Source organism: Streptomyces sp. 184, from assembly GCF_045781775.1.
Classification (GTDB): domain Bacteria; phylum Actinomycetota; class Actinomycetes; order Streptomycetales; family Streptomycetaceae; genus Streptomyces.
In genome coordinates, this window is the sequence record NZ_CP123230.1 from 107,665 (window position 1) to 133,626 (window position 25,962).

Genomic DNA, 25,962 nt, shown 5'->3' on the forward strand with positions numbered 1-25,962 from the left:
GGTTCCGCCCGCAGCGGGGACCCGCTGGACGTGGCGCTCGGACTCGACATGCGTTCCCGCCGTGAACCGCACGACCCCCGCGGGCTGTCCTGGGACTCCGCCCGCCGCGTCGCCCTGCGGTCCGGGCGGCGGCTGCCCGCCGTCGTCGTGCCGGCGGCCGGCGCGTACGGGATGGTGCTCGCCGATCCGCTGAAGGCCCTCGTCGACCTGCCCCCCTTCGACACCTCCGCCATGGACGGCTACGCCGTCGCCGGCCCCGGCCCCTGGCGGCTCGACTCCGCCGGGCAGTGCATCCTCGCCGGCCACGCCGCGCACCCCCCGCTGCCCGACGGCCACGCCGTCCGCATCGCCACCGGCGCCCGCGTCCCGCCCGGCGCCACCGGCGTCCTCCGCTCCGAGCACGCCGAACTCCGCGACGACGGCACCCTCCTCGCCACCCCGGCCGCCGCCGCGCAGGACGTCCGTACCGGCCAGGACATCCGCCCCCGCGGCCAGGAGTGCCGCACCGGCGTCGAGCTGCTGCCCGCCGGCGAGCACGTCACCCCCGCCGTCCTCGGGCTCGCCGCCGCCGCGGGCCACGACGAGCTGCGCGTCGTCCGCCGCCCCCGCGTCGAGGTCCTCGTCCTCGGCGCCGAGCTGCTGCACCGCGGGCTGCCCCGGGAGGGCCGGATCCGCGACGCGCTCGGCCCGATGCTGGAGCCGTGGCTGCGCGCGTGCGGCGCCGAGCCGTTCGTCACCCGGCGCCTCGGGGACGACGCGGAACTGCTGTACGAGGCCATCGCCACGTCCACGGCGGACGTCGTCGTGACCACCGGCGGCACCGCCGCGGGGCCCGTCGACCACGTCCACGGCACCCTGCGCCGCCTCAAGGCGGACCTGCTCGTCGACGGTGTCGCCGTACGTCCCGGCCACCCGATGCTGCTCGCGGTGCTGCCGACCGGCGCCCATGTCGTCGGGCTGCCCGGCAACCCGCTGGCCGCGGTCTCGGGGCTGCTGACGCTCGCCGAGCCGCTGGTGCGCGTCCTCGGCGGCGGGCCGGTGCCGCAGCCGCCGGAGGCGGTGCTGACCGCGGACGCGAAGGGGCATCCGACGGACACCCGGCTGGTGCCGGTCGCCATAGACCACCGGACCGCGGCCCCGCCGCTGCCGGCCCCGCCCTCGTCCCCGTCCCCGATCCCGCCGCCCAGCGCCCAGCGCCCGGCGCGTACGCCCGCGCGCGCCGCCGCCGCCGCGCCCGGCCGCGGCGCCGACGCCGGCGCCCCGCCCCCGTACCCCGCCGCGCGCCCCCTGCACTTCACCGGGCCCGCCATGCTCCGCGGCCTCGCCGTCGCCGACGCCCTCGCCGTCGTTCCGCCCGGCGGCGCCCCCGCCGGCGCCCGCGTACGCGTCCTGGGCCTCCCCTGGACCGCCGCGAACGCGGCAGCCGCCCCCGCCGGCCCCACCACCCCGGCGGGCCCGGCGTGAAGTTCCCCGACCAGCGCGTCGCCCTGCCCCGCCGCCCCCGCGCGCCCCTGCGCCAGGTCGGCGGCCGTCTCCTGGCCGCGCTCTTCGTCCTCGCGTTCGCCGCGTTCGTCGTGTACCTCGGCCGCGACGGCTACCGCGACAGCGCCGGCGGCAAGGTCGGCCTGCTGGACGCCGCGTACTACGCCACCGTCTCCCTCTCCACCACCGGCTACGGCGACATCATCCCCGCCACGCCGAGCACCCGGCTCACCAACATCCTCGTGGTGACACCGCTGCGCGTGCTCTTCCTGATCATCCTCGTCGGCACCACCCTTGAGGTGCTCACCGAGCGCACCCGCCACCAGTGGCGGCTCGATCGCTGGAGGTCAGCGTTGCGCGACCACACCGTCATCGTCGGCTACGGCACGAAGGGCCGCTCCGCGTTGCAGACGCTGCGCGCCAAGGGGCTGGACAAGGGCCAGGTCGTGATCATCGACCCGAGCGCGAAGGTCATCGAGGCGGCCAACGCCGACGGCTACGTCGGCGTGGTCGGCGACGCGACGCGCTCCGCGGTGCTGCTGCGCGCCGAGGGGCAGCGGGCCGCGCAGTTCGTCATCGCGCCGCAGCGCGACGACACGGCGGTGCTGGTCACGCTGACGGTCCGGCAGTTGAACCCGCGGGCCAAGATCGTGACGGCGGTGCGCGAGGAGGAGAACGCGCCGCTGCTGCGCCAGTCCGGCGCGGACGCCGTGATCACCAGCTCCAGCGCGGCGGGCCGGCTGCTCGGCCTGTCCGTGCTGAGCCCGAGCGCGGGCACGGTCCTGGAGGACCTGATCGTGCAGGGCTCCGGACTGGATCTGATCGAGCGCCCGGCGACCAAGGCGGAGGCCGGGCTGCTGCCGCGCGAGACGGAAGACCTGGTGGTGGCGGTCAAGCGCGGGCACCGGCTGATGCCGTACGACGATCCGGACGTCGGCCGGCTGGAGATGACGGACCGTCTGATCACGATCAGCCGGGCCGAGGGCCCCGCGACGACGCCGGAAAAGGAACGCATAGTCACCCGCGAGGGTGGCTGGGACCTGGGCGGGCGCCGGGACCGCAGCTACCGGGACTACGACGACGTGGGCGAGCCCAGGGGCTCCAGGGGCTTCGGCACCTACGGGGAGTTGGGCGGTACGGACCGGGACCGCGGCCGGGGCCGGAACCGGAACGGCGACCGCCGTCCGCGGGAGGACGAGGACGGCACCGACGACGCGGAGTAGTAGCGTCCACGGCATGCATGCGATCACCATCTCAGAGCCAGGCGGCCCCGATTCGCTCGTCTGGGCCGAGGTCCCCGACCCCGTGCCGGCCGAAGGCGAAGTGCTGATCGACGTGGCCGCCGCCGGTGTGAACCGCGCGGACGTGCTCCAGCGCCAGGGGTTCTACGAACCGCCCGCCGGCGCGTCCCCGTACCCCGGTCTGGAGTGCGCGGGCCGGATCGCCGCGCTCGGCGCGGGGGTGACCGGCTGGCAGGTCGGCGACGAGGTGTGCGCGCTGCTCTCCGGCGGCGGGTACGCGGAGCGGGTCGCGGTGCCGGCCGGACAACTGCTGCCCGTACCGCGCGGGCACGATGCCGTGACCGCCGCCGCGCTGCCCGAAGTGGCGTGCACGGTCTGGTCGAACGTGTTCATGATCGCCCACCTGCGCCCCGGCGAGACGCTGCTCGTGCACGGCGGCGGCAGCGGCATCGGCACGATGGCGGTGCAGTTGGCCAAGGCGGTCGGCGCCCGGGTGGCGGTGACGGCGGGCAGCGCGGAGAAGCTGGAGTACTGCCGCGAGCTGGGGGCGGACGTGCTCGTCAACTACCGGGAGCAGGACTTCGTCAAGGAGGTACGGGCCGCCACGGGCGGCGCGGGCGCGGACGTGATCCTGGACATCGTCGGGGCGCAGTATCTGGCCCAGAACGTGAAGGCGCTGGCGGTCAACGGCCGGATCGCGGTGATCGGGCTCCAGGGCGGGGCGAAGGGGGAGCTGAACCTCGGCGCGCTGCTGGCCAAGCGCGGGGCGATCACGGCGACGTCGCTGCGCGGCCGGCCGGTCGGTGAGAAGGCGGCGATCGTGGCGGCGGTACGGGAGCACGTGTGGCCGCTGGTGGAGGCGGACCGGGTGCGGCCGATCGTGGACCGGACGCTGCCGGTGCGGCAGGCGGCGGAGGCGCACCGGGTGATGGAGTCGAGCGCGCACGTGGGGAAGCTGCTTCTGACGACGTGATCCGCGGGGTACGCCGTGCGGGGGGACCCGCACGGCGTAGCTCCGAATGTCGGCTTTGTTGGTTTATGTGACTCTGGTCACGTCAGCACTGCCGGCACGGAAGGGTCTCCGCCGTGGCTGCTCCCGCACGTCGCCTGCGCCTCACGGCCGGGGTGGTGGCGGTGGTGCTGTGGCAGGCGGTGGCGCCCGAGACGGCGGCGGTGGCTTCGGTGGCGCAGGGGGCCGGCAGCGGGCGGCCGATGTCGTACGGGAAGCAGCAGGGCACGTCGTACGGGGTGGGCGACGCGGCGCTGACCGGAACCCGGCGCGGCCCGGCCCGGCCCGGCACCGCGGCGGACGCCGCCGGCACGGCAGCCGACGGCCGACCCCGTACCGCAGACGCCCGAGGCGGCGCCGTGGACGCCCGCGGCACCGCGAACGGCAAGCACGGCACCGCCCCCCGCGACCGCGACGCCGACCCCGACCGCGACGCCGACCGCGACGCCGCCCGCGGACCCGACCGCCCTCGCCGCACCGACGCCGACCCCGACCGCCCCCGCCGCGCCGACCCCGACCGCCCCCGCGGCTCCGGTGGTCTCGCCGGCAACGGCGCCGGCGAAGGCCGCCGCCACCCCGGTCGCCCCCACACCGCCCCAACCCCCGGCGACGCCACCGCGCCACCCCGCCCCGACCGCCCCCGCCGCCCCGCACCCCCCACCCCACCGCACCGCGGCACCCCCCGCGCCCCCGGCGCCGACCGGCCCGCACCCCCCACCCCGCCCCGGCACGCGCCGCCCGACCCCGGCCGCACCCCCCGCCCCGGCCCCCCGGCACCGCCCGCGGCCCCGCGCCCGGACCGCCCCACCGCACCCCGCCCCCCGCACTCCGACCGCTCCCCCGCGCCCACCGCCACCCCCCACGGGAAACGCCGCGACGCCCACCCCCGCCCCGGCGCAGACCGCGACCGCCCCCGCGGCCACCGCCCCGGGCACCCCCGCGGCTCCGCCCCCGGCCCCGCCGGCCCCCCGCACTCCGGGCCCCGCCACCCCGCCCCGTACCGCAGCAGCAACGCCCCCGTGCCCGGCACCGACCACACCCCGGACCCGGCGCAGAGCCTCACCTTCGTACCGGACACCCAGGCCGACGCCACCGACCGCGCCCCGCGGCACTCCTCCGGCACGGCGGACCGCGTACTGCCCCTCGGCACGGGCATGACCCTCACCGGCCTGGGCCTGGCGTACTTCGCCCTACGCCTCCGCCGCCGCTGACGAAGGCCGGCCCTCCGCGTCGCCTCCACCGCCGCCGACCCGGGCTCGGCCCCCGCGGCACCTCCGCCGCCGACCTACGCCACCCGCCCCCCGCGGCACCTCCGCCCCCGCCGTCCTAGGCCCGGCCCCCCGCCCCCTCCGCCGCTGACCCCGGCCCACACCCCGCGGTTACGCTGCCCCAATGGACCCGGCCGCCCCCGACGACACGAACACAGCCCCCACGGAGCCCACCGCCCCGGCACCCCCCACCCCCACCCCCGCCCTCCTCGACGCCCCCGCCCTGGCCGACGCCCCCCGGCTCGCCGCCGACTTCCCGGCCGCCGCCCACCGCATCCTCGCCGCCCTCGTCCGCGACGGCGCCGCGCTCGGCTGGGTCGACCCGCCCGGCCCTGCCGAGGTGGCCGCGCTTCTCGACGACGTGCTCGCCGCCGCCCGCGCCGGCGACGCCGCCCTGCGCGCCGCGTACCTCGGCGACCGGCTCCTCGGCCTCGGCTACTGGCTCCGCTACACCCGCCCGACCCACCGCCCCCACGCCGATCTGGAGAAGCTCGCGGTGGCCGCCGACGCGCACGGCCGCGGGATCGGCCGGGCGCTGACCGCCGCGCTGGTCGCCGACGCGCGGGCCGCCGGCATCGAGGTGCTGACCCTCGACGCCCGCGGCGACAACGGCTCCGCGCTGCGCCTCTACCGCTCGCTGGGCTTCACCGAGTACGGCCGGCTCCCCGGGTTCGTGGCCGTGGGGGAACGCCGGTACGACAAGGTCTTCCACATGCTGGACCTCCGCCCTCCCACGGGCAGCCCGGAGAAAGCCCCGGAGAGCGCCCGGAAGGACGCCTCGAACAGCGCTCCCACCAGCACCTCAGCCGGCGCCCCGACCACGGGCCCGACCTGATCCGACGCCCGCCGCCCCCGCCGCTCAAGATCCCGGGAGCCCCGCCGCCGGGCCCGTGCGCGACAATGGACGCATGAATACTCCGAGCAACGAGCGCCCGCCCGAGACCCCCCAGGTGGTGGTGGTCGGACCCGACGGGATGGCACGCGGGACCGTCGCGCCGGGCGACGGCGGCGCGGACGAGGAGGCCCGCGAGATCCCGCTGACGGACAAGGTCGAGCAGCCGGCGAAGGTCATGCGCATCGGCAGCATGATCAAGCAGTTGCTGGAGGAGGTGCGGGCCGCACCTCTGGACGAGGCGAGTCGCGCCCGGCTGAAGGAGATCCACTCCAGCTCGGTGAAGGAGCTGGAGGACGGCCTCGCTCCCGACCTGATCGACGAGCTGGAGCGGCTGACGCTGCCGTTCGGCGACGAGACCGTGCCGACCGAGGCGGAACTGCGCATCGCGCAGGCGCAGTTGGTCGGCTGGCTCGAAGGGCTCTTCCACGGCATCCAGACCACGCTGTTCGCGCAGCAGATGGCGGCGCGGGCGCAGTTGGAGCAGATGCGCCGGGCGCTGCCGCCCGGCAGCAGCCTCGGCGGCGACGAGGGCGAGCTGGGCCCGGAGCACGGCCGCACCGGGGGCCCGTACCTCTGACGCGGGACCAGCCCTCGGCCCCGCACTCCGCACACGACCGGGCCGGTTCGTATCACGGTACGAACCGGCCCGAAGCCGTCCGGAGCCGAGGCGACGCGACGCGACGCGGACGGAATGGAGCGACGCCGGGTGAAGCGGCGCCGAGGACGGCCTACGGTGCGTACCCCGTGGCGATGACCAGCTCGATCTTGTCCTTCGACGGGTCGAAGTAGTCGTCGTAGTCGTTGAAGTTGTGCTCCAGCACCGTGTCCTTGCCCCACAGCGCGTCGGGCTCCTCGTCCACCTCGTACGACCACTGCGCCGCGCGCAGGCACTCGCGGACCGACTGGTAGTCCTTGAAGGTGAAGTCCGGGACCCGGACCAGGTTCTCGTTCTTGGGGTCGGTCAACGGCTCCGTGCAGCGGGTCTTGTCGATCGTGCGGGACCGGTCCGGCGGGATCATCTCCGCCTCGCCGCTGCCGCCGTCGGTGCTCTCCTCGCCGCCGGTGCCGCCGCTGTCGTCGCCGGGGTCGTCGGTCGGGTCGGAGTCGGGGTCGGAGTTCGGGTCGGCCTGCTGCGTCTGGCCGGTCTGCTTGGCCTCGGGGTCGCCGTCGTCGCCGCCGCTGAGCGCGATCACGATGACGGCCGCGGCTATCACCGCGACGGCGAGGACGACGCTCAGCGCGATGACCGCGCCGTTCCGGTTCCCCCCGCCCCCGGAATGGCTCCCGCCGCCCTGGGCCCCCTGCGGGCTGAGCGAGTACGGCTGCGGCGTGGAGTACCCCCCGTGCTGCCCCTGCCCCGGTCCCTGCCCGTGCTGCGCGTGCGGCTGGGCCGGGCCGAAACCCTGCTGCTGCATCGGCTGGTACGGGGTGGCGGCGGCGCCCGGCGGCGGCGACTGGTACGGGTTGACCGGCGGGAACACCGCGGAGCCGACGCCCGCGCCGGAGTCACGCGCGTGCTCGCCGGGGACGACTGACGGCATCGCGCCCGGCGGCGTCATGCCGCCCGCGCGGCGTACCTCCTCGCGCATCTCCTCGGCGCTCGGGAACCGCTCGTCGGGGTTCTTCGCCAGCGCCCGCGCGACCAGCGCGTCGACCACGGGCGGCACCGTCCTGTTGATGGACGACGGCGTCGGCGGCTGCTCCTGCACGTGCGCGTACGCGATGGCCAGCGGCGAGTCCGCGTCGAAGGGCAGCCGGCCGGTCAGCAGCTCGAAGAGCAGGACGCCCACCGAATACAGGTCGGAGCGGGCGTCGACGCCGCGGCCGAGGGCCTGCTCGGGGGAGAGGTACTGCGGGGTGCCGACGACCATGCCGGTCTGCGTCATCGACGTGACGCCCGACTGCACGGCGCGGGCGATGCCGAAGTCCATCACCTTGACCTGCTCGCGGCGCGTCATCATGACGTTGCCCGGCTTGATGTCGCGGTGGACGAGGCCCATCTCGTGGCTGGCGTCGAGCGCGGCGAGCACGTCCGAGACGATCCGCAGCGCCTTCTCCGTCGGCACCGCGCCGAACCGCGCCACGTCCTCGTCGAGCACCGAGCGCAGCGGGCGGCCCTCGACGTACTCCATGACGATGTACGGCACGGGCCCGCCGGCCTCGCCCGCGCCCGCGAAGCGGTCCTCGCCGGTGTCGAAGACGGAGACCACGTTCGGGTGCGACAGCCGGGCGACGGCCTGGGCCTCGCGGCGGAAGCGCTCGCGGAAGGAGTCCTCGCGGCCCAGCTCGGTGTGCAGCGTCTTCACCGCGACCTGGCGGTCGAGAACGGTGTCGTGAGCCAGGTGGACGGACGCCATGCCGCCCGTGCCCAGCAGGTCGAGGAGCCGGTATCGGCCGCCCCCCACCGATCGACCGGCGTAGTCGTCCTGGCCGCCGTACTCGGTCATGCTGGATTCTCCCCCGGGTGCCTGCTGATGCTGAAAGTCTGCCTCAGGCAGAGGAGAGGTCAAGCGGCTTGCCCGTTCCGTGACCACCTGCCCCCTTGGGCCGTCCCTTTGCGCCCCCTTTACCCACCACTCAGCCACCACTCACCCGCCACTCACCCCCCGCGCCGCCGTCCACCGCGCCGCGCACCCCTCACCACCACCACGGCCCTCCGGGATTTGCGTACGGGCCCCCCGACCCGGTTGCATGTTCCGTTCAGCGGGATCCGGTGTGTCGGGGGCAGGAGGTAGCGTGCCCCGTACCGGATACACGGCGAGACAACGACGACGAGACGACGAGACCGAACCACGGCGAGGAACTGATGTCACAGACGGAGCCCCCCGAGGAGCCGTCGGCGAACGGGCCGGGCCGCGGCGGAATGGCTGACTCTCCGGAGAACTGGGGCGTCGGCGGGCTCGTCGGAGACGGCCGCTACCGCCTGACGCGCCGCCTCGGCCGCGGCGGCATGGCCGAGGTCTTCGCCGCGGAGGACGTGCGCCTGGGCCGCGAGGTGGCGGTCAAGCTGTTGCGCAGCGACCTCGCCGAGGACCCGGTCTCCAAGGCCCGCTTCACGCGCGAGGCGCAGTCGGTCGCGGGCCTGAACCACCACGCGGTCGTCGCGGTGTACGACTCGGGCGAGGACCAGGTCGCCGGCAGCACCGTGTCGTACATCGTCATGGAGCTGGTCGAGGGCCGGACGATCAAGGAGCTGCTGACCGGCGCCGAGATCCCGCCGCCGGACCAGGCGCTGCTGATCGTCTCGGGGGTGCTGGAGGCCCTGGCGTACAGCCACGAGCACAGCATCGTCCACCGCGACATCAAGCCCGCGAACGTCATCATCACCACCACCGGCGCGGTGAAGGTGATGGACTTCGGCATCGCCCGCGCGCTGCACGGCGCGGCCTCCACGATGACCCAGACCGGCATGGTCATGGGCACCCCGCAGTACCTCTCCCCCGAGCAGGCGCTCGGCCGCGCCGTCGACACCCGCTCCGACCTCTACGCCGTGGGCTGCCTGCTGTACGAGCTGCTGACCGGCCGGCCGCCGTTCGTCGGCGAGACCCCGCTGTCCGTGGTCTACCAGCACGCGCAGGACAACGCCGTGCCGCCCTCCCAGATCAGCGAGGACGCGCCGCCGGAGCTGGACGGCATGGTGATGCGGGCGCTGGCCAAGGAGCCCGAGGACCGCTTCCAGACCGCCGACGAGATGCTCGGCCTGGTGCAGTACGCGCTGCGCATGCTGCGCGACGTCGGCCCGCACACCGGCACGTGGGACACCGGCGCGGTCGCCGTGGGCGGTACGCCGCCGATGGGCACCCCGGCAGTCGGCGCCACCGCCGCGACCACGGCGCTGGCCGCCGCGGGCACGGACACCCCGCAGCCGTCGCTGCTGCGGCCCCGGGGGCCGGACGACGGCGGCTTCGAGCCCGGTCCGCGCCGGGCGGGCGGCGGGCGCGGGAAGATGTGGGCGCTCGCGGCGCTGGCGGTGGTCGCCATAGTGCTGGGCGTGGCCTTCGCGCTGAGCGGGGGCGACGAGGACGACCCGAAGCAGGCGCCGCCGTCGCCGACGAAGCAGGAGCCGTCTCCGACGAAGGACAGGGAGACGGAGAAGGAAGAGCCGGCGCCCACCGAGGACGAGCCGACCTACGAGGACGACGATCCGACGTGGGAGGAGACCGAGGAGCCGCCGCCGAGCACGTCGCCGACGGACAGCCCGACCGACACCGGCAGCCCGACCGGCTCGCCCAGCGAGCCGACCGACGACGCCGGCGGCACGAGCGAGGGCAGCGGCGGCACGACGGACGGCGGCTCGCAGGGCAGCTCGACGGGCGAGACCACCGGGGAGACGACCGGCGAGACGACGGGCGAGGCGAACGGCGAGACGACGGGCGAGGTCGAGGGCGGCGAGGCCGACGGCGGGCTCGTGCAGGGCCAGGCCAACGGCGGCGCCGGCACGGAAGGCTGACGGGCGGGGGCGCGGAGCGCTGACCTGCCGCGCGCGGGCGCCGAAGGCTGCCGCCCTAGCGCTCCCGGTCGCCGCCGCCCTCCTGCTCCGCCTGCCGGCGGGCGACGTAGGCCGCCGCCTGCGACCTGCGTTCCATGCCCAGCTTCGACAGCAGGCTGGACACGTAGTTCTTGATCGTCTTCTCCGCCAGGTGCAGCCGCTCGCCGATGGCCCGGTTCGTCAGGCCCTCGCCGATCAGGTCGAGGATCCGGCGCTCCTGGTCCGTCAGCCCGGCCAGCTTCTCGTCGTCGCGCCCGCGTCCGCCGTCGCGCAGCCGCTCCAGCACCCGCGCCGTCGCGACCGGGTCGAGCAGCGACTTGCCGGCGGCCACGTCCCGTACGGCGGTCAGCAGTTCGTTGCCGCGGATGGCCTTCAGCACGTACCCGGACGCGCCCGCCATGATCGCGTCGAAGAGGGCCTCGTCGTCGGCGAACGAGGTGAGCATGAGGCACTTGATGCCCTCGTCCCGGGAGCGGATCTCCCGGCAGACCTCGACGCCGCTGCCGTCCGGCAGCCGGACGTCGAGCACGGCCACGTCGGGCCGTACCGCGGGGATGCGGACGAGCGCGTCGGCGGCCGTCCCGGCCTCGCCGACGACCTCGATGTCCGGCTCGGCCTGAAGCATCTCGTGTACCCCCCGACGGACCACTTCGTGGTCATCGAGTAGGAATACGGTGATTTTTCCATCTTTGCCCACTGTCCCAGTCTCACATACTGGGTCTTCCCGCGCTCATGGCCGCCGGGATAACGTGCCAGTGTCCCGGCAGCCTGCGAGGCTGTGACCAGTGGACCTGATGCCGACGAGGCGAGCCGGCTCCTGCATTACTAGGAAATCAAAGCAAAACCGCAGGTCAGGACCGCTTCGCGAAGCAGCGGACCACTGTGTAACGTGCCTGCCAGTGGGAAGGATGCCGGGCGCCTGTCACCCCCGACCCCCATCGGTGCACCCACCCCGTGCACAAATGGGAATCGGGTGAGCCGCCCTCCGCTGCCGCGGGGGGACCGAAGGCCACCGGCGATCCCGGGGGCCGGAGAGACGTCAGGAGAGACCGTGACCGAGAGCACTGCCGCGCGCGAACCGCGCCGCAGCAGCAAGCGCACCAGCGGGAGCGACGGCGGGAGCGCCGCCGCGACGGCGGCGCCCGAGACGCCCGCGGCGCCCGCGAAGAAGGCAGCCGGCAAGAAGACCGCGGCCAAGAAGGCGGCGCCGGCGAAGACCGCGCCCGCGAAGAAGACGGCCGCGAAGAAGACCGCGGCGAAGAAGGCGCCCGCGAAGAGGGCGCCGGCCAAGAAGGCCGCCGAGGCCGCCCGGTCGGCCGGGGCCGCCGCCCGCCCCCTGCCGCACGGCTCCACCGTGGACGCCCCCGAGCTGGTGCAGTTGCTCACCCCCGAGGGCGAGCGCGTCGAGCACCCCGACTACGCCGTCGACCCGAGCCCCGAGGAACTGCGCGCCCTCTACCGCGACATGGTCCTCACCCGCCGCTTCGACGCCGAGGCCGTCACCCTCCAGCGCCAGGGCGAGCTGGGCCTGTGGCCCTCGCTGCTGGGCCAGGAGGCCGCGCAGGTCGGCTCCGGCCGGGCCACCCGCGAGGACGACTACGTCTTCCCCACGTACCGCGAGCACGGCGTCGCCTGGTGCCGCGGCGTCGACCCGACGCTGCTGCTCGGCATGTTCCGCGGCGTGAACAACGGCGGCTGGGACCCGAACAGCAACAACTTCCAGCTCTACACGATCGTCATCGGCTCCCAGACGCTGCACGCCACCGGCTACGCCATGGGCATCGCCAAGGACGGCGCCGACTCCGCCGTCGTGGCGTACTTCGGCGACGGTGCGTCCAGCCAGGGCGACGTCGCCGAGGCGTTCACCTTCGCCGCCGTCTACAACGCCCCGGTCGTCTTCTTCTGCCAGAACAACCAGTGGGCCATCTCGGAGCCCACCGAGCGCCAGAGCCGCGTCCCGCTGTACCAGCGCGCCGCCGGCTACGGCTTCCCCGGCGTCCGCGTCGACGGCAACGACGTGCTCGCCGTGCTCGCCGTCACCCGCAAGGCCCTGGAGCACGCCCGCTCCGGCCAGGGCCCCATGCTGATCGAGGCGTACACGTACCGCATGGGCGCGCACACCACCTCCGACGACCCCACCCGCTACCGCCGCGACGACGAGCGCGCCGCCTGGGAGGCCAAGGACCCGATCCTGCGGCTGCGTACCCTGCTGGAGCGGGAACACCTCGCCGACGAGGCGTTCTTCGCCGAGCTGACCGAGGAGAGCGACGCGCTGGCCAAGCGGGTGCGCGAGGCCATCAGGACCATGGCCGACCCGGACCCGATGGCCATGTTCGAGAACATCTACGCCGACGGGCACGCCGTCGTGGACGAGGAACGCACGCAGTACGCGGCGTACCAGGCGTCCTTCGCGGACGAGGCGGGCGCCGCCGCCGGGAAGGGGCACTGACCATGGCGGTCGAGAAGATGGCACTGGCCAAGGCGATCAACACGTCGCTGCGCACGGCCATGGAGGACGACGCCAAGGTGCTCGTCATCGGCGAGGACGTCGGCAAGCTCGGCGGCGTCTTCCGCGTGACCGACGGGCTCCAGAAGGACTTCGGCGAGGACCGGGTCATCGACTCGCCGCTGGCCGAGTCCGGCATCGTCGGCACCGCGATCGGGCTGGCGCTGCGGGGCTACCGGCCGGTGGTGGAGATCCAGTTCGACGGGTTCGTCTTCCCCGCGTACGACCAGATCGTCACGCAGCTCGCCAAGATGCACGCGCGGGCGCTGGGCACGGTCAAGCTGCCGGTCGTCATCCGGATCCCGTACGGCGGCGGCATCGGCGCGGTGGAGCACCACAGCGAGTCGCCGGAGGCGCTCTTCGCGCACGTGGCGGGGCTGAAGTGCGTCTCGCCTTCCACGCCTGGGGACGCGTACTGGATGCTCCAGCAGGCCATCCACAGCGACGACCCGGTGATCTTCTTCGAGCCCAAGCGGCGCTACTGGGACAAGGGCGAGGTCAACACCTCCGCCATCCCCGGCCCGCTGCACGAGGCGCGGGTCGCCCGGGAGGGCACGGACCTCACGCTCGCGGCGTACGGGCCGATGGTGAAGACGTGTCTGGAGGTCGCCGCGGCGGCGGCCGAGGAGGGCACGTCGCTGGAGGTCCTGGACCTGCGCTCGATGTCGCCGATCGACTTCGACAGCGTGCAGCGCTCGGTGGAGAAGACCGGCAGGCTGGTCGTCGTGCACGAGGCCCCGGTGTTCTACGGCTCCGGCGGGGAGATCGCCGCGCGCATCACGGAGCGGTGCTTCTACCATCTGGAGGCCCCGGTGCTGCGCGTCGGCGGCTTCCACGCGCCGTACCCGCCGGCGAGGCTGGAGGAGGAGTACCTCCCCAACCTGGACCGGGTGCTCGATGCCGTCGACCGCGCGCTGGCGTACTGAAGAGGGAGCGGGTCCGTGACCATGAGCAACACCGCGCGCCTCCGCGAGTTCAGACTGCCCGACGTGGGCGAGGGACTGACGGAGGCGGAAATCCTCAAGTGGTACGTCCAGCCGGGCGACCCCGTGCACGACGGCATGGTGGTCTGCGAGGTGGAGACCGCCAAGGCGGCGGTCGAACTGCCGATCCCGTACGACGGGGTGGTGCAGGAGATCCGCTTCGCCGAGGGCGACACGGTCGACGTGGGGACCACGATCATCGCGGTCGACACCGAGCCGGGGGCCGGCGCACCGCCCGCACCCGGCGGGGGTGAGGCCGCCGAGCCCGCGCCCGCGGCGCAGCCCGGCGAGCCGGGCGCCGCGGCGCCGGGCGACCGGGGGCCCGAGCCCGCGCCCCCCAAGCGGGAGCCGGTGCTCGTCGGCTACGGCGTGGCGCAGAGTTCGACCAGGCGCCGGCCGCGCAAGCCGCCGCCCGGCGGCGAGGCGCCGGCCGCGTCCGCGGCCATCCAGGCCGAGCTGAACGGCCGGGCCGCGGCGCCGCCCGCAGCCGCCGCGGAACCCGCCGCGGAGGTGCCCGGAGCGCGCGCCTCCGCTACGGCGCAGGACGCCCCGGCGTCCGTCGCCGCGGGCGGCGGCAGGGTGCTCGCCAAGCCGCCCGTACGGAAGCTCGCGAAGGACCTCGGCGTCGACCTGACCGCCGTCGTGCCCACCGGCGACGGCGGCGTCATCACCCGCGACGACGTCCACGCCGCCGCGGCCCCGGCCCCGGCCGAGCCGGCGCAGACCGTACCGGCCGCGCAGCCCGTGCAGACCGCGCCGGCCGCCCGGCCCGCGCCCGCGGCCGAGCCGGCGGCAAGCGCCCGCGAGACCCGTATCCCCATCAAGGGCGTCCGCAAGGCCACCGCCCAGGCGATGGTCGCCAGCGCCTTCACCGCGCCGCACGTCACGGAGTTCGTCACCGTCGACGTCACGCGCACGATGAAGCTCGTAAGGGAGCTGAAGGAGGACCCCGATCTCGCCGGGCTGCGGATCAACCCGCTGCTGCTCGTCGCCAAGGCCCTGCTGCTGGCGATCCGGCGCAACCCCGAGGTCAACTCGGCCTGGGACGAGGACCGTCAGGAGATCGTCCGCAGGCACTACGTGAACCTGGGCATCGCCGCGGCCACCCCCCGGGGCCTGATCGTGCCGAACATCAAGGACGCGCACGCCAGGTCGCTCCCCGAGCTGGCCACGGAGCTGGCCGGGCTGGTGAGCACCGCCCGGGAGGGGAAGACCACGCCGGAGGCGATGCAGGGCGGCTCGGTGACGATCACCAACGTCGGCGTCTTCGGCATCGACACCGGTACGCCGATCCTCAACCCCGGCGAGCCGGCGATCCTCGCCTTCGGCGCGATCCGGCTCCAGCCGTGGGTGCACAAGGGCAAGGTCAGGCCGCGGCACGTGACGACGCTCGCGCTCTCCTTCGACCACCGGCTGGTGGACGGGGAGTTGGGCTCGAAGGTGCTCGCGGACGTCGCGGCGGTCCTGGAGCGGCCGAAGCGGCTGCTGACCTGGGGCTGACGCCCGGACACCCGGCCGAGCGGCAGGTACGCCCCCGGTACCCCGTCAGACGGGGTGCCGGGGGCGTCGGCGTGCCCGCCGGCCGGTAACCGCCGCTCCCTGTCCGTATCGCGGACGGCGGCGGCGTACGCATACGTGTTGTATCTATGCTGTGCGCATGCCCCCGAGCCCCGCCGCCCCGGCCAAGCCCGCGCCCGCCGCCGACCGTGTCTACGCCCACGTCAAACAGGGCGTGCTCGAACGGCGTTACGAGGGCGGGACGATGCTCACCGAGGGCGAGCTGGCCGATGCCGTGGGCGTCTCCCGTACGCCCGTACGCGAGGCGCTGCTGCGGCTCCAGGCCGAAGGGCTGCTGGAGCTGTACCCGAAGAAGGGCGCCTTCGTCCTGCCCGTCTCCGCGCAGGAGATCGCCGACGTCGTCGAGACCCGGATGCTCGTCGAGGAGCACGCCGTCCGCAGATCCGTCCCCGCGCCCGCCGCGCTGCTCACCCGGCTCGAAGAGCTGCTGGAGGAGCAGCGCCGGCACGTCGAGGCCGACGACCGCGCCGCTGCCGCCGCCACCGACCGCTGCTTCCACGCCGCGATCGTCCGCAACGCCGGCAACGACATCCTCGTCCGCCTCTACGACCAACTCCGCGACCGCCAGCTCCGCATGGGCGTCGCCCTCATGAACGCCCAGCCCGACCGCATGCACCGCTCGCTCGCCGAGCACGCCGAAATCCTCCACGCGCTGCGCAGCGGCAGCGCCGACACGGCCGCCGCCGCCGTGCACGGCCACGTCGCCTCCGTACGGGACCTGCTGCGCGGAGACCTGCGGTGACCGCCGTGCGCGCGGGGGGCGGCGCCGGGGCGCGCGGCCTGCCCGGCGACCCGACCGGCGGCCTGACGGCCGCCGCCGTCTGGAGCCTCGGCGTCGCGGTCTACTTCGTCGCCGTCACGTACCGTACGAGCCTGGGCGTCGCCGGCATCGACGCCGCCGAGCGCTTCGACGTCGGCGCCTCCGCGCTGTCCGGCTTCTCCATCCTCCAACTCGTCGTCTACGCCGGGATGCAGATACCCGTCGGCCTGCTCGTCGACAGGTTCGGCACCCGCCGGATGCTGACCATGGGCATCGTGCTCTACACGGCGGGGCAGTTCGGCTTCGCGCTCTCGGACACGTACGGCGCGGCGCTCGCCTCCCGCGCGCTGCTCGGCTGCGGCGACGCGATGACGTTCATCAGCATCCTGCGGCTCGGCTCCCGCTGGTTCCCCGCCCGCCGCGGGCCGCTGATAGCGCAGCTCGCCGGGCTCGTCGGGATGGCGGGCAACCTGGTCTCGACGCTCGTGCTCTCCCGCGCGCTCCAGGAGTTCGGCTGGACCCCGACCTTCGCCGGCAGCGCGGTGGCCGGCGCGGTCATGCTCGTCCTCGTCCTGCTCTTCCTGCGCGACCAGCCCCGGGACTACGTCCCGCCGCCCCCCGAGGACCACCACGGCGGGGGCATCCGCCGGCAGATAACCGGCGCCTGGCGCGAGCCGGGCACCCGGCTGGGCTTCTGGGTGCACTTCACCACCCAGTTCCCGGCGATGGTCTTCCTGCTGCTGTGGGGGCTGCCGTTCCTCGTCGAGGCCCAGGGCGCCAGCCGCGCGGAGGCCGGCGAACTGCTGACCCTGCTGGTGCTCTCCAACATGGCGGTCGGCCTCGTCTACGGCCAGCTCGTCGCCCGGCACCACGCGGCGCGGCTGCCGCTGGCGCTGGGCACGGTGGCGGCGACGGCGGCGGTGTGGGGCACGGTGCTGAGCTGGCCGGGGGAGCACGCGCCGGGGTGGCTGCTGGTGGTGCTGTGCTGCGTGCTGGGGGCGTGCGGGCCGGCGTCGATGATCGGCTTCGACTTCGCCCGCCCGGCGAACCCGCCGGAGCGGCTGGGCACGGCGTCCGGCATCGTCAACATGGGAGGTTTTACTGCGTCCATCACGACGCTGCTGGCGGTGGGCCTGCTGCTGGACGCCACGGGTGGCCGCTACAGCATCGCGTTCGCGAGCGTCTTCGTCCTCCAGATCCTGGGTACGACCCAGATCCTGCGCCTGCGCGGCCGGGCCCACCGCCGCGAACGCGAACGCCTGGTCGCCAGCCGCGTCTCCGCCGTCCACGTACCCGCGTGAGGCGGATCCGCCGCCGGTCGGCCGCGCCCGCCGATCGGTCGCGGCCGCTGGTCCGTCCCGACCGCTAGTCCGTCGCGACCTCGGAGGGCACTTCGGCCCCCTGGTTGCCCTGCGCCGGCGCCCGCTTCGGCTCGTGGACGCCGGTCGGGCCGGAGCTGGCGTCGGGGATGGACGACGGGGGAGCGCCGTTCTCGATCATGGAGCCGAGGCCCACCACCGCCGCCACGTCCGGGCGTTCGGCGATGTGCACCGGCAGCCCCACCGACGTACGCAGCATCGTCTCCAGGCCCGGCATCGTCGCGCTCTCGCCCGCCAGCACGATCCCGCGGGTCCCGATGTCCGCGACCAGATCCGGCGGGCAGCGCCGCAGCACCGAGCGGATCCCGTCCAGCACCGCCAGCATCGGCGCCCCCGCCGCCTGCTCCACCGCCGCCGGGTCGACCTGCACCGTACGGGGGCGGCCCGATACCACGTCGCGGCCCAGCACCTCCAGCAGCGCCGCGCCCTGCGCGCCGGCGAGCGACAGCTCGCGGTGCACCTTGCTGACGGTGTGGCTGCGCAGCATCACCTCGTGGTTGATGCGCAGGTGCTCCACCAGCGCCCGGTCCACGGCCTGCCCGCCCACCGGCACCTTCTCCGCGGCGACCACGTTCCCCAGCGACAGCACGGCGATCTGCGTCATCGCCGCGCCGCACACCACGATCAGCGTGCCCTCCGCCGCCGGCACCGGCAGCCCGCAGCCCACCGCCGTGGCGATGAGGGTGTCGACGAGGATGACCCGCTTCGCGCCCAGCCCCGCCAGCGTGTCGATCATCGCCCGCTGCGTCAGCGGCTCGGCGTCGTGCGGCGTGCAGGCCGCGGCCCGCAGCGCGGGGTGGAAGCGCCAGGATCTGCGCACCTTGGCGTGGATGAGGTGGCGCAGCATGCGCTGGGCCATCTCGATGTCGGTGATGCCGTTCGGCCCCACGGGCCGGGCGACCCGGATGTGCGCGGGCGTACGGCCGGTCATCGCCTCGGCCTGCCCGCCGACGGCCACCAGGGCGCCGGTGCGGGCGTTGATGGCGACGGCGCTCGGCTCGTCCACGACGAGGCCGATGCCCTTGAGGTAGACGCGGGTACGGGTGGCCCCGATGTCGACGGCGACGCTGCAACGGAGAAGCTGTTCCTGGCTGATACTCACACGATCAGCCTGGGGGCCGCGGGCGCGGGACGCCCGCCGGGCTGTGCCGGTCGGATGAGGGCTGCGCCCTTACGGGTGAGGGCGGCGGCCTTGCGGGTGAGGGCGGCGGCCTTGCGGGTGCGAGCGGCGGCCGGGCGGGGCCACCGTCACGCCGTGACCGTGAAGTGCCGCAGGACCGCCTCCGCCAGCTTCGCGTCGCCCTCCACCTTGACCCGGTCCGCCGCCGCCGAGGCCCGCATCCGGCCCGTCGCCAGCCGCAGGTACGTCTCCCAGTCCGTCGTCAGCGTCACCGTGGGCCCGAGCGAGACGCTGCCGTCGATGGACCCGCGGCCGTCGTCGTCGACCCGTACCGTACGCATGAACTCCACCGGGCCCGTGACGTCCACGACCACGATCGACCCCGGCCGCGCCGCCGCGTCCTCGGCCACCACCTTCGGCAGCCGCGCCAGCAGCTCGTCGCGCGCGACGAGCGCGCCGGGCGAGTCGAGGTTCCCCGGCTTGCCGAGCGCGCGGCGGAGGTCCTGCTCGTGCACCCAGATGTCGAACGCCCGGTAGTGCGTCAGCTCCGCGAGCGTCATCTCGTGGCCGAAGGCGCCGCGCACCTTGGCGTCCGGCGCGCGCTTCTCGTCGCGGAGCTGGCGCCGGCGGCGGATCAGCGTGTATTCGAGGTCGGCGGTCATCTCCGGCGCGGTGTGGTGGCGGCGCGTGTCGACCTGCACCTCGACGTAGCGCGCCTTCTCGCTCGTGATGTGCACGAGGTCGGCGGGCAGGTTGTGGATCGGCCGCGGGTCGCCGAGTGCCTCGCACTCGGCACCGATGATGTGCGAGACGACGTCCCGTACGGACCACCCCGGCAGCCCGCTTCGACCGCTCCACTCCCCCTCGGAGAGCGGGGCCACGAGTTCGGATATGGCCTCGGCCGAGTGGGCCCAGGCATCGATGGACGGCTGGAGGCTGGAGTGGACGGTCACACTACCCCTCACGGGATCGTTCGCGAGATGCACGGCAGGCCCTAAGTTACGCTGCGCACGGGTGCCCCGGCAGTGCTTTCGGGCGACGATTGTGCGGTGGGGCAGACGACTTGAGCACGGGAGCGGTGGTAAAGTGCGCGCTTCTTTGATCCAGTTCCGGGTGAACCCGGACGAAGCCGTGGAAAGCCGACGCGCCAGAGCGGCGGCCCTCGTCCGCGCGGAGGCGGGCTCCGGACTGGTGGTGCTGCCGGAGCTGTGGCACGTGGGCGCGTTCGCGTTCGACGACTTCGCGGCCGGGGCGGAGACCCTCGACGGGCCCACGGCGGCGGCGATGGCGGCGGCGGCCCGGGACGCGGGCGTGTGGCTGCACGCGGGGTCGGTCGTGGAGCGGGACGCCTCGGGGACCTTGTTCAACACGAGCCTTCTCTACGCGCCGAGCGGCGAGTTGGCGCGTACGTACCGCAAGATCCACCGCTTCGGCTTCGACCGCGGCGAGGCGATCCTCATGGGCGCGGGCGACGAGGTCGTCACCGCCCCCCTCGCCGACACCGTCGTGGGCCTGGCCACCTGCTACGACCTGCGCTTCCCCGAGCTCTTCCGGGCCCTGACCGACGAGGGCGCGCAGACCTTCGTCCTCCCGGCCGGCTGGCCCGCGCGGCGCCGCGCGCACTGGCGGCTGCTGGCGCAGGCGCGGGCGGTGGAGAACCAGGCGTACGTCCTGGCCTGCGGCACGGCGGGCACGAACGGCGGGGTGGCGCAGGCGGGGCACAGCATGATCGTGGACCCGTGGGGCGAGATCCTGGCGGAGGCGGGCGAGGGGGAGGAGGTCCTGCGGGCGGAGCTGGACCCGGCGCGGGTGGCGAAGACCCGGGAGGAGTTCCCGGCGCTGCGGGACCGGGTGCTGGGACGGCCGTAGCGGCCGGGCCGGGCCGGCTGGGTCGTAGCGGCCGGGCCGGGGCGGCCGGGGCGGGGCGCGGCGGCCGGGGCGTGCGGGGGCGTGGCGCCGGGGAATGGTTGCGTCCGGCGTGTGGTTGGCTCTGCTCATGGCGAAACGTGCCCGTGTCCGGGCTCCCGAGCTGGTCGGCAGGGGCGGCTGGCTGAACACTGGCGGGGCGGAGCTGAGCCTCGCCGCGCTGCGCGGCCGCATCGTGGTCCTGGACTTCTGGACCTTCTGCTGCATCAACTGCCTGCACGTCGTGGACGAGCTGCGCGAGCTGGAGGAGAAGCACCGGGACACGGTGGTGGTCGTCGGCGTGCACTCGCCGAAGTTCGTGCACGAGGCCGAGCACACGGCCGTCGTGGACGCCGTCGAGCGCTACGGCGTGCACCACCCGGTGCTGGACGACCCGGAGCTGACGACCTGGAAGCAGTACGCCGTACGGGCCTGGCCGACGCTGGTCGTGGTCGACCCCGAGGGGTACGTCGTCGCGCAGCACGCCGGGGAGGGGCACGTCCACGCCATCGAGCGGCTGGTCGCGGAGCTGGAGACGGAGCACGCGGCGAAGGGCACGCTGCGGCGTGGTGACGGGCCGTACGTGGCGCCGGAGCCGGTGGCGACGCACCTGCGGTTCCCCGGAAAGGCGCTGCGGCTGCCGTCCGGCAACTTCCTCGTCTCGGACACGACGCGGCACCGGCTGGTGGAGCTGGCGCCGGACGGCGAGACGGTGGTGCGACGGATCGGGACCGGGGAGCGGGGGTTCACGGACGGCCCGGCGCCGCGCTTCAACGAGCCGCAGGGGCTGGCGTTGCTGCCCTCGGGGGCGGTGGCGGTGGCGGACACCGTGAACCACGCGGTACGGGCCGTCGACCTCGGCACCGGGTCGGTCACGACGCTGGCGGGCACCGGGCGGCAGTGGTGGCAGGGGTCGCCGACGTCGGGGCGGGGGCGGGAGGCCGACCTGTCGTCGCCGTGGGACGTGGCGTGGTTCGACGGACGGCTGTGGATCGCGATGGCCGGAGTCCACCAACTGTGGACGTACGACCCGGCGACCGACACCGTCGAGGCGGCGGCCGGCACGACGAACGAGGGGCTGCTCGACGGGCCCGCGGACCAGGCGTGGTTCGCGCAGCCCTCGGGGCTGGCGGTAGCGGGCGAACGTCTGTGGATCGCGGACTCGGAGACGTCGGCGCTGCGCTGGCTGGAACCGGGCGGGAGGCCGGACGTGGGCCCGGACGTCGGGACCGGCGGCGACCCGGGGCGGCCGGCGCGGGTGCACACGGCGGTCGGCACCGGGCTCTTCGACTTCGGCCACCGCGACGGCCCGGCCGCCGAGGCGCTGCTCCAGCACCCGCTGGGCGTCACGGCACTGCCGGACGGCTCGCTGGCGGTCTCCGACACGTACAACCACGCCCTGCGCCGCTACGACCCGGCCACCGGCACCGTCACCACCCTGGCGACGGACCTGCGGGAGCCGTCCGACGCGGTGGTCGACGGCGACGAGATCGTCGTCGTGGAGTCCGCCCGCCACCGCCTGACCCGGCTGCGGCTGCCGGAGGAGGCGGTCCGGGTGCCGCCGGTGGCGCACCGCACGCGGCGCACGGCGACGGACGTGGCACCGGGCAGCCTGTCGCTGGACGTCGTCTTCCACGCCCCGCACGGCCAGAAACTCGACACCCGCTACGGCCCGGCCACCCGCCTCCTGGTGAGCGCCACCCCGCCGTCGCTGCTGACGACGGGTGAGGGCCCGGGCACGGACCTGACCCGCGAGGTGGTCCTGTCGTCGGACGGCCCGGCGGAGGGCGTGCTGCACGTCTCGGCGATGGCGGCAAGCTGCGACGACGACCCGTCGGTGGAGTACCCGGCGTGCCACGTACACCAGCAGGACTGGGGCGTCCCGATCCGCGTCACGGAGTCGGGGGCGAGGCGGCTGCCGCTGATCCTGGCGGGGATGGACGAGGGGGAGGAAAGGAGCGAGAAAGGTGCTTAGTGGAGAAACGACCCTGCATCGTTGCAGGTCAGATACGCTAGGCCGTATGAGTGAGTCCGACGAGCTTCGTCGCCGTGTAGAGACCCTGGAGGCCCGCGTGGACGCCGTCCACGACCAGATGTCGCAGACGCACGCGATGGTCGCCATAAACGACCGGGACGTGGCGGATCTGAAGCTCGAAATGCGAGCGCACCGCAAGACGCTCCAGGCACTCCGCGAGACGCAGTTGGAGCAGAGTCAGCGGATCGACGTCCTTGACGCCAAAGTGACCAACGGCTTCGCCACCGTCCTGGCCGCGGTCCAGGCCCTCGCGGACCGGCTGCCCGAGGAGCCCGCCTCCTAGTCCGTGTCCGCCGGGATGCCGAACCACCGCAGGAGGACCGGGCGCGCGCCCGGGGCGGCGTCTTCGGGGGTGTGGCGGTACTTCGCCAGGAGCTTCAGGTAGTCGTCGTGGAAGGCGTCCAACTGCTCCTTCGTCAGATGGCTCAGCCCGCGTGACCCCCGCAGCCACCCCTCCTCCGACTCCTCGCCCTGCCCCGCCGCGAACCGCCGCGCCAGTTCCAGGTCCTCCGCGCCGCGCAGCCGGTCCAGTTCCGCGATGACCGCCCGCTCCCCCGCCGTGACGTCCTCCATCGGCGGGCGGCGGATGTCCAGCCCCGGTACGCCGCGCCACCAGCGCTCGCGGCCCGCCGACCGCTCCGGGATGTCCTCGATGAGGCCGCCGCGCTCCAGCATGCGCAGGTGGTAGCTGAGCGTCCCGGTGTTCTCGCCCAGCGCCGCCGCGAGCGTCGTCGACGTCGCCGGGCCGTGGGTCCCGAGATGGCGCAGGATGCGCAGCCGCAGCGGGTGGGCGAGTGCCTTGAGCGCTTCCGGGCTGCTGACCTTGCGCCGCTCGTCCGTCATGGCCGCAGTTTATCCACAGGTTTCTTTGCAGAGCTTTCTTTGCAGAGAAATCTCTGTGATGCTGGGGTCATGACGAAGAACTGGAACCGCCGGTCGTCCGGGCGCGGAGCGCGCACCGCCCGCCTGGCCGCCACCGCACTCACCGCCCTGCTCGCCGTCTTCACCACCGGCGCCACCCCCGCCTCCGCGGAGACCGGCCCGGCCGGGACCGGGTTCGACTTCGGCGCCTGTCCGGCGGCGGACGAGCTGCCCGCGGGCGCCGATCCCGGGACGTGGCGGTGCGAGGTCATGCGGGCGACGGGGCGGCTGCGGGTCGGAGGTGTGGACGAGCCCATCGACCGGCCGATGACGCTGACGTTCGCGGAGGGCCGGGTCGACGGCGCGTATGCGCAGGTGTTCGGCGAGATGTCCGCCGAGCCGATACGGGTCGGGGGGACGCCGCTGACGCTCACGCCGCGGTACGGGGGCTACAGCGACTTCGAGTCCGACGACGTACGCCGCGGTGAGCTGGACCTGACCCTCGCGGTCGGCGGTCCGCTGCTGCCGCGCGGCTGCTCCATAGGCGCGGAGGACGCGGAGCCGATCCACCTCGTCCTCAAGGACACCCGCCCGACGGAGGTGATATCCGAGGACCCGCTGGTGGTCTCCTTCGGCGCCGCGGACGCGGAGTTCGCCGCCCCGCGCACCGAGGGCTGCGGACGGCTGGGCGGCCGGCTCCTGGACCGGGTTCTCGATCTGCCGGCTCCGGCGGGGGAGAACCGGCTCGAATTCGACGCCACGGTGGCCATCAGGCCGTACGCGTAACGCCGGGTGGGCGACACCGCACGGGCGACACCGCACGGGCGACACCGCACGGGCGACACCGCCCAGGCCCCGGCGCGCCGGCGTGCTCCCGCCCGCACGACTCCGCACACCGACTCCGCACACCGCTCCGGCGGGGCGACGTGCACCGCCCCGCCCTCGCGACTGACGCACCCGCCCCTGCCCGTCCGCGTCTACGAAAGGAGGTCCGGCCGGCTCACTCCGTCAGGAACGCCGCCAGTGCGCCGGCGAGCAGGTGCGGGTCGTCCGCGCCGCACAGCTCCCGCGCCGAGTGCATCGAGAGGATCGCCACGCCGATGTCCACCGTCGTGATCCCGTGGCGGGCCGCGGTGATGGGGCCGATGGTCGTGCCGCAGGGCATCGCGTTGTTGGAGACGAACGTCTGCCACGGCACCCCGGCCCGCTCGCAGGCGGTGGCGAGGATCCCGCGGCCGGCGCCGTCCGTGGCGTAGCGCTGGTTGACGTTGACCTTCAGGATCGGGCCCGCGTTCGGCATCGGGTGGTGGCCGGGCTCGTGGCGCTCGGGGTAGTTGGGGTGCACGGCGTGGCCGGTGTCGGAGGAGAGGCAGACGGAGCCGGCCAGGGCGCGGGCGGTGTCGTCGTACGAGCCGCCGCGGGCGGCGACGGTGCGGCGCAGGACGGTGCCGAGGAGGGGGCCCTCCGCGCCGGTGTCGGACTGGCTGCCGGTCTCCTCGTGGTCGAAGGCGGCCAGCACGGGGATCGTGGTCGGCGGGGTGCCGGAGTTCGCCGCGGCGGCGAGGGCGGCGACGCCGGCGTGTACGGAGAGGAGGTTGTCCATGCGCGGACCCGCGAGCAGTTCGCGGTCGCGGCCGAGGTAGGCGGGGGGTTCGACGCTGTGCATCATCAGGTCCCAGCCGATGATGTCGCGCGCCGCGACGCCTGTCTCCGCGGCCAGGAACTCGACGAGGTCGCCCTCGCGTCCGTTGCCGAGGCCCCAGATCGGCGTCGAGTGGCGCTGCTTGTCGAGCTTCAGGCCCTCGGTGACGACGCCCCGGTCGAGGTGGATGGCGAGCTGCGGTACGCGCAGCAGCGGCCGGTCGATGTTGACCAGCCGCACCTCCCCGCCCCCCGGGCCCTCCGGGCCACCGGCACCGGCGCCACCGGCACCGTCTCCCGCGCCCGCGCCCGGACGCAGCGTCAGCCGTCCCGCGAGACCCAGGTCCCGGTCCAGCCAGCTGTTGAGCAGCGGCCCGCCGTAGACCTCCACGGCGATCTGCCGCCACCCGTGCGCGCCGGTGTCCGGCATCGGCTTGACCCGGAGGTTGGGCGAGTCCGTGTGGGCGCCGACGATGTGGAACGGCGTCTCGGGGGCGCAGCCCTCGGGCACGTACCAGGCGATGAGTGCGCCGCCGCGCAGCACGTAGCGGCCGCCGGCCGTCGCGTCCCAGGCGTCGGTCTCCCGGAGCTGCGTGAACCCGGCCTTCTCCAGCCGCCGGGCGGCCTCGGCCACGGCGTGGTACGGCGTGGGGGACGCGGTGAGATACCCGGCGAGGTCGTCGGTGTGGCTGCGGTCGAACCGGGGCGGAGGGGCAGTGGTCATAGCCACAGCCTAAGACGTGGGTGAGAAGCGGAATCGAGCCATTGCCTTCGCCGAATCGTTGTCTTACGTTCTTCCGGGTGTGTGGC

The 25,962-nt window shown here is 74.5% G+C and carries 21 protein-coding genes and 1 pseudogene; 16 read left to right on the forward strand and 6 right to left on the reverse strand.

Translation table 11 applies throughout. The annotated features are described in order from the left end of the window. Nucleotides 1–48 precede the first annotated feature (48 nt). The 6 genes and pseudogenes from QBL21_RS00305 to QBL21_RS00330 all read left to right on the forward strand — a co-directional run bounded on the left by QBL21_RS00305 (nt 49) and on the right by QBL21_RS00330 (nt 6,472). Entirely contained in the window at nt 49–1,464 is a 1,416-nt protein-coding gene (locus QBL21_RS00305) for a molybdopterin molybdotransferase MoeA (protein WP_407566252.1), read from the forward strand. Next, nucleotides 1,461–2,483: pseudogene (locus QBL21_RS00310) on the forward strand (potassium channel family protein); the annotation flags it as partial. The gene QBL21_RS00305 and the pseudogene QBL21_RS00310, both read left to right, overlap by 4 nt. A 235-nt stretch (nt 2,484–2,718) precedes the next feature. Continuing rightward, nucleotides 2,719–3,696, forward strand: a complete 978-nt coding sequence (locus tag QBL21_RS00315; protein ID WP_407559905.1) for an NAD(P)H-quinone oxidoreductase — start codon at nt 2,719–2,721, stop codon at nt 3,694–3,696. Nucleotides 3,697–3,809: 113 nt separating this feature from the next. Next, complete coding sequence (locus QBL21_RS00320; RefSeq protein ID WP_407559906.1) at nt 3,810–4,943, forward strand: hypothetical protein; 1,134 nt, start codon at nt 3,810–3,812, stop codon at nt 4,941–4,943. A gap of 181 nt (nt 4,944–5,124) precedes the next feature. Continuing rightward, entirely contained in the window at nt 5,125–5,835 is a 711-nt protein-coding gene (locus QBL21_RS00325; protein ID WP_407559907.1) for a GNAT family N-acetyltransferase, read from the forward strand. A gap of 73 nt (nt 5,836–5,908) precedes the next feature. Next, nucleotides 5,909–6,472 (forward strand): bacterial proteasome activator family protein, encoded by a 564-nt coding sequence (locus QBL21_RS00330; protein WP_407559908.1) that lies wholly within the window; start codon nt 5,909–5,911, stop codon nt 6,470–6,472. Nucleotides 6,473–6,623: 151 nt separating this feature from the next. Here the strand turns inward: QBL21_RS00330 and QBL21_RS00335 are convergent, their stop codons facing one another. Beyond that, the gene (locus QBL21_RS00335; protein ID WP_407559909.1) at nt 6,624–8,342 is read right to left on the reverse strand and encodes a protein kinase domain-containing protein; all 1,719 of its coding nucleotides are present in this window, start codon (nt 8,340–8,342) and stop codon (nt 6,624–6,626) included. A gap of 359 nt (nt 8,343–8,701) precedes the next feature. On the opposite strand from QBL21_RS00335, the gene QBL21_RS00340 reads away from it, so the two are divergent. Further along, nucleotides 8,702–10,345 (forward strand): protein kinase domain-containing protein, encoded by a 1,644-nt coding sequence (locus tag QBL21_RS00340; RefSeq protein WP_407559910.1) that lies wholly within the window; start codon nt 8,702–8,704, stop codon nt 10,343–10,345. Between the two features lie 55 nt (nt 10,346–10,400). On the opposite strand, the gene QBL21_RS00345 is transcribed toward QBL21_RS00340, so the two are convergent. After that, nucleotides 10,401–11,081 carry a response regulator gene (locus QBL21_RS00345; protein ID WP_407559911.1) on the reverse strand — a complete coding sequence of 227 codons (681 nt, stop codon included), beginning with the start codon at nt 11,079–11,081 and terminating at the stop codon, nt 10,401–10,403. Between the two features lie 354 nt (nt 11,082–11,435). On the opposite strand from QBL21_RS00345, the gene pdhA reads away from it, so the two are divergent. The 5 genes from pdhA to QBL21_RS00370 all read left to right on the forward strand — a co-directional run bounded on the left by pdhA (nt 11,436) and on the right by QBL21_RS00370 (nt 17,512). Then, nucleotides 11,436–12,833, forward strand: a complete 1,398-nt coding sequence (gene pdhA, locus QBL21_RS00350; RefSeq protein WP_407559912.1) for a pyruvate dehydrogenase (acetyl-transferring) E1 component subunit alpha — start codon at nt 11,436–11,438, stop codon at nt 12,831–12,833. Between the two features lie 2 nt (nt 12,834–12,835). Then, nucleotides 12,836–13,816 carry an alpha-ketoacid dehydrogenase subunit beta gene (locus tag QBL21_RS00355; RefSeq protein ID WP_407559913.1) on the forward strand — a complete coding sequence of 327 codons (981 nt, stop codon included), beginning with the start codon at nt 12,836–12,838 and terminating at the stop codon, nt 13,814–13,816. A gap of 21 nt (nt 13,817–13,837) precedes the next feature. Further along, nucleotides 13,838–15,373: a dihydrolipoamide acetyltransferase family protein gene (locus QBL21_RS00360; protein ID WP_407566253.1), complete on the forward strand. Its 1,536-nt coding sequence runs from the start codon at nt 13,838–13,840 to the stop codon at nt 15,371–15,373. A 157-nt stretch (nt 15,374–15,530) separates the two neighbouring features. Then, nucleotides 15,531–16,193 carry a GntR family transcriptional regulator gene (locus QBL21_RS00365; protein ID WP_407559914.1) on the forward strand — a complete coding sequence of 221 codons (663 nt, stop codon included), beginning with the start codon at nt 15,531–15,533 and terminating at the stop codon, nt 16,191–16,193. Beyond that, nucleotides 16,190–17,512: a nitrate/nitrite transporter gene (locus QBL21_RS00370; protein WP_407559915.1), complete on the forward strand. Its 1,323-nt coding sequence runs from the start codon at nt 16,190–16,192 to the stop codon at nt 17,510–17,512. The genes QBL21_RS00365 and QBL21_RS00370 overlap by 4 nt, the downstream gene beginning before the upstream one ends. A 64-nt stretch (nt 17,513–17,576) precedes the next feature. Here QBL21_RS00370 and QBL21_RS00375 read toward each other — a convergent pair whose 3' ends face one another. Beyond that, nucleotides 17,577–18,692, reverse strand: a complete 1,116-nt coding sequence (locus tag QBL21_RS00375) for a rod shape-determining protein (protein WP_407559916.1) — start codon at nt 18,690–18,692, stop codon at nt 17,577–17,579. A 146-nt stretch (nt 18,693–18,838) separates the two neighbouring features. Next, a complete protein-coding gene (locus QBL21_RS00380; protein ID WP_407559917.1) occupies nt 18,839–19,663 on the reverse strand; it encodes a maleylpyruvate isomerase family mycothiol-dependent enzyme in 825 nt (274 codons plus the stop codon). 133 nt (nt 19,664–19,796) lie between these two features. On the opposite strand from QBL21_RS00380, the gene QBL21_RS00385 reads away from it, so the two are divergent. From QBL21_RS00385 to QBL21_RS00395, 3 genes are all read left to right on the forward strand, one after another. Further along, nucleotides 19,797–20,579 (forward strand): carbon-nitrogen family hydrolase, encoded by a 783-nt coding sequence (locus QBL21_RS00385; protein WP_407559918.1) that lies wholly within the window; start codon nt 19,797–19,799, stop codon nt 20,577–20,579. A gap of 127 nt (nt 20,580–20,706) precedes the next feature. After that, nucleotides 20,707–22,590 (forward strand): NHL domain-containing thioredoxin family protein, encoded by a 1,884-nt coding sequence (locus QBL21_RS00390; protein WP_407559919.1) that lies wholly within the window; start codon nt 20,707–20,709, stop codon nt 22,588–22,590. Between the two features lie 46 nt (nt 22,591–22,636). After that, nucleotides 22,637–22,933, forward strand: a complete 297-nt coding sequence (locus QBL21_RS00395; RefSeq protein WP_407559920.1) for a hypothetical protein — start codon at nt 22,637–22,639, stop codon at nt 22,931–22,933. Here the strand turns inward: QBL21_RS00395 and QBL21_RS00400 are convergent. Beyond that, a complete protein-coding gene (locus QBL21_RS00400) occupies nt 22,930–23,493 on the reverse strand; it encodes an ArsR/SmtB family transcription factor (protein ID WP_407559921.1) in 564 nt (187 codons plus the stop codon). The genes QBL21_RS00395 and QBL21_RS00400 overlap by 4 nt on opposite strands. Before the next feature lie 69 nt (nt 23,494–23,562). On the opposite strand from QBL21_RS00400, the gene QBL21_RS00405 reads away from it, so the two are divergent. Beyond that, complete coding sequence (locus tag QBL21_RS00405) at nt 23,563–24,297, forward strand: hypothetical protein (RefSeq protein WP_407559922.1); 735 nt, start codon at nt 23,563–23,565, stop codon at nt 24,295–24,297. A 214-nt stretch (nt 24,298–24,511) separates the two neighbouring features. Here QBL21_RS00405 and QBL21_RS00410 read toward each other — a convergent pair whose 3' ends face one another. Then, nucleotides 24,512–25,876, reverse strand: a complete 1,365-nt coding sequence (locus QBL21_RS00410; RefSeq protein ID WP_407559923.1) for a M18 family aminopeptidase — start codon at nt 25,874–25,876, stop codon at nt 24,512–24,514. Nucleotides 25,877–25,962 lie beyond the last annotated feature (86 nt).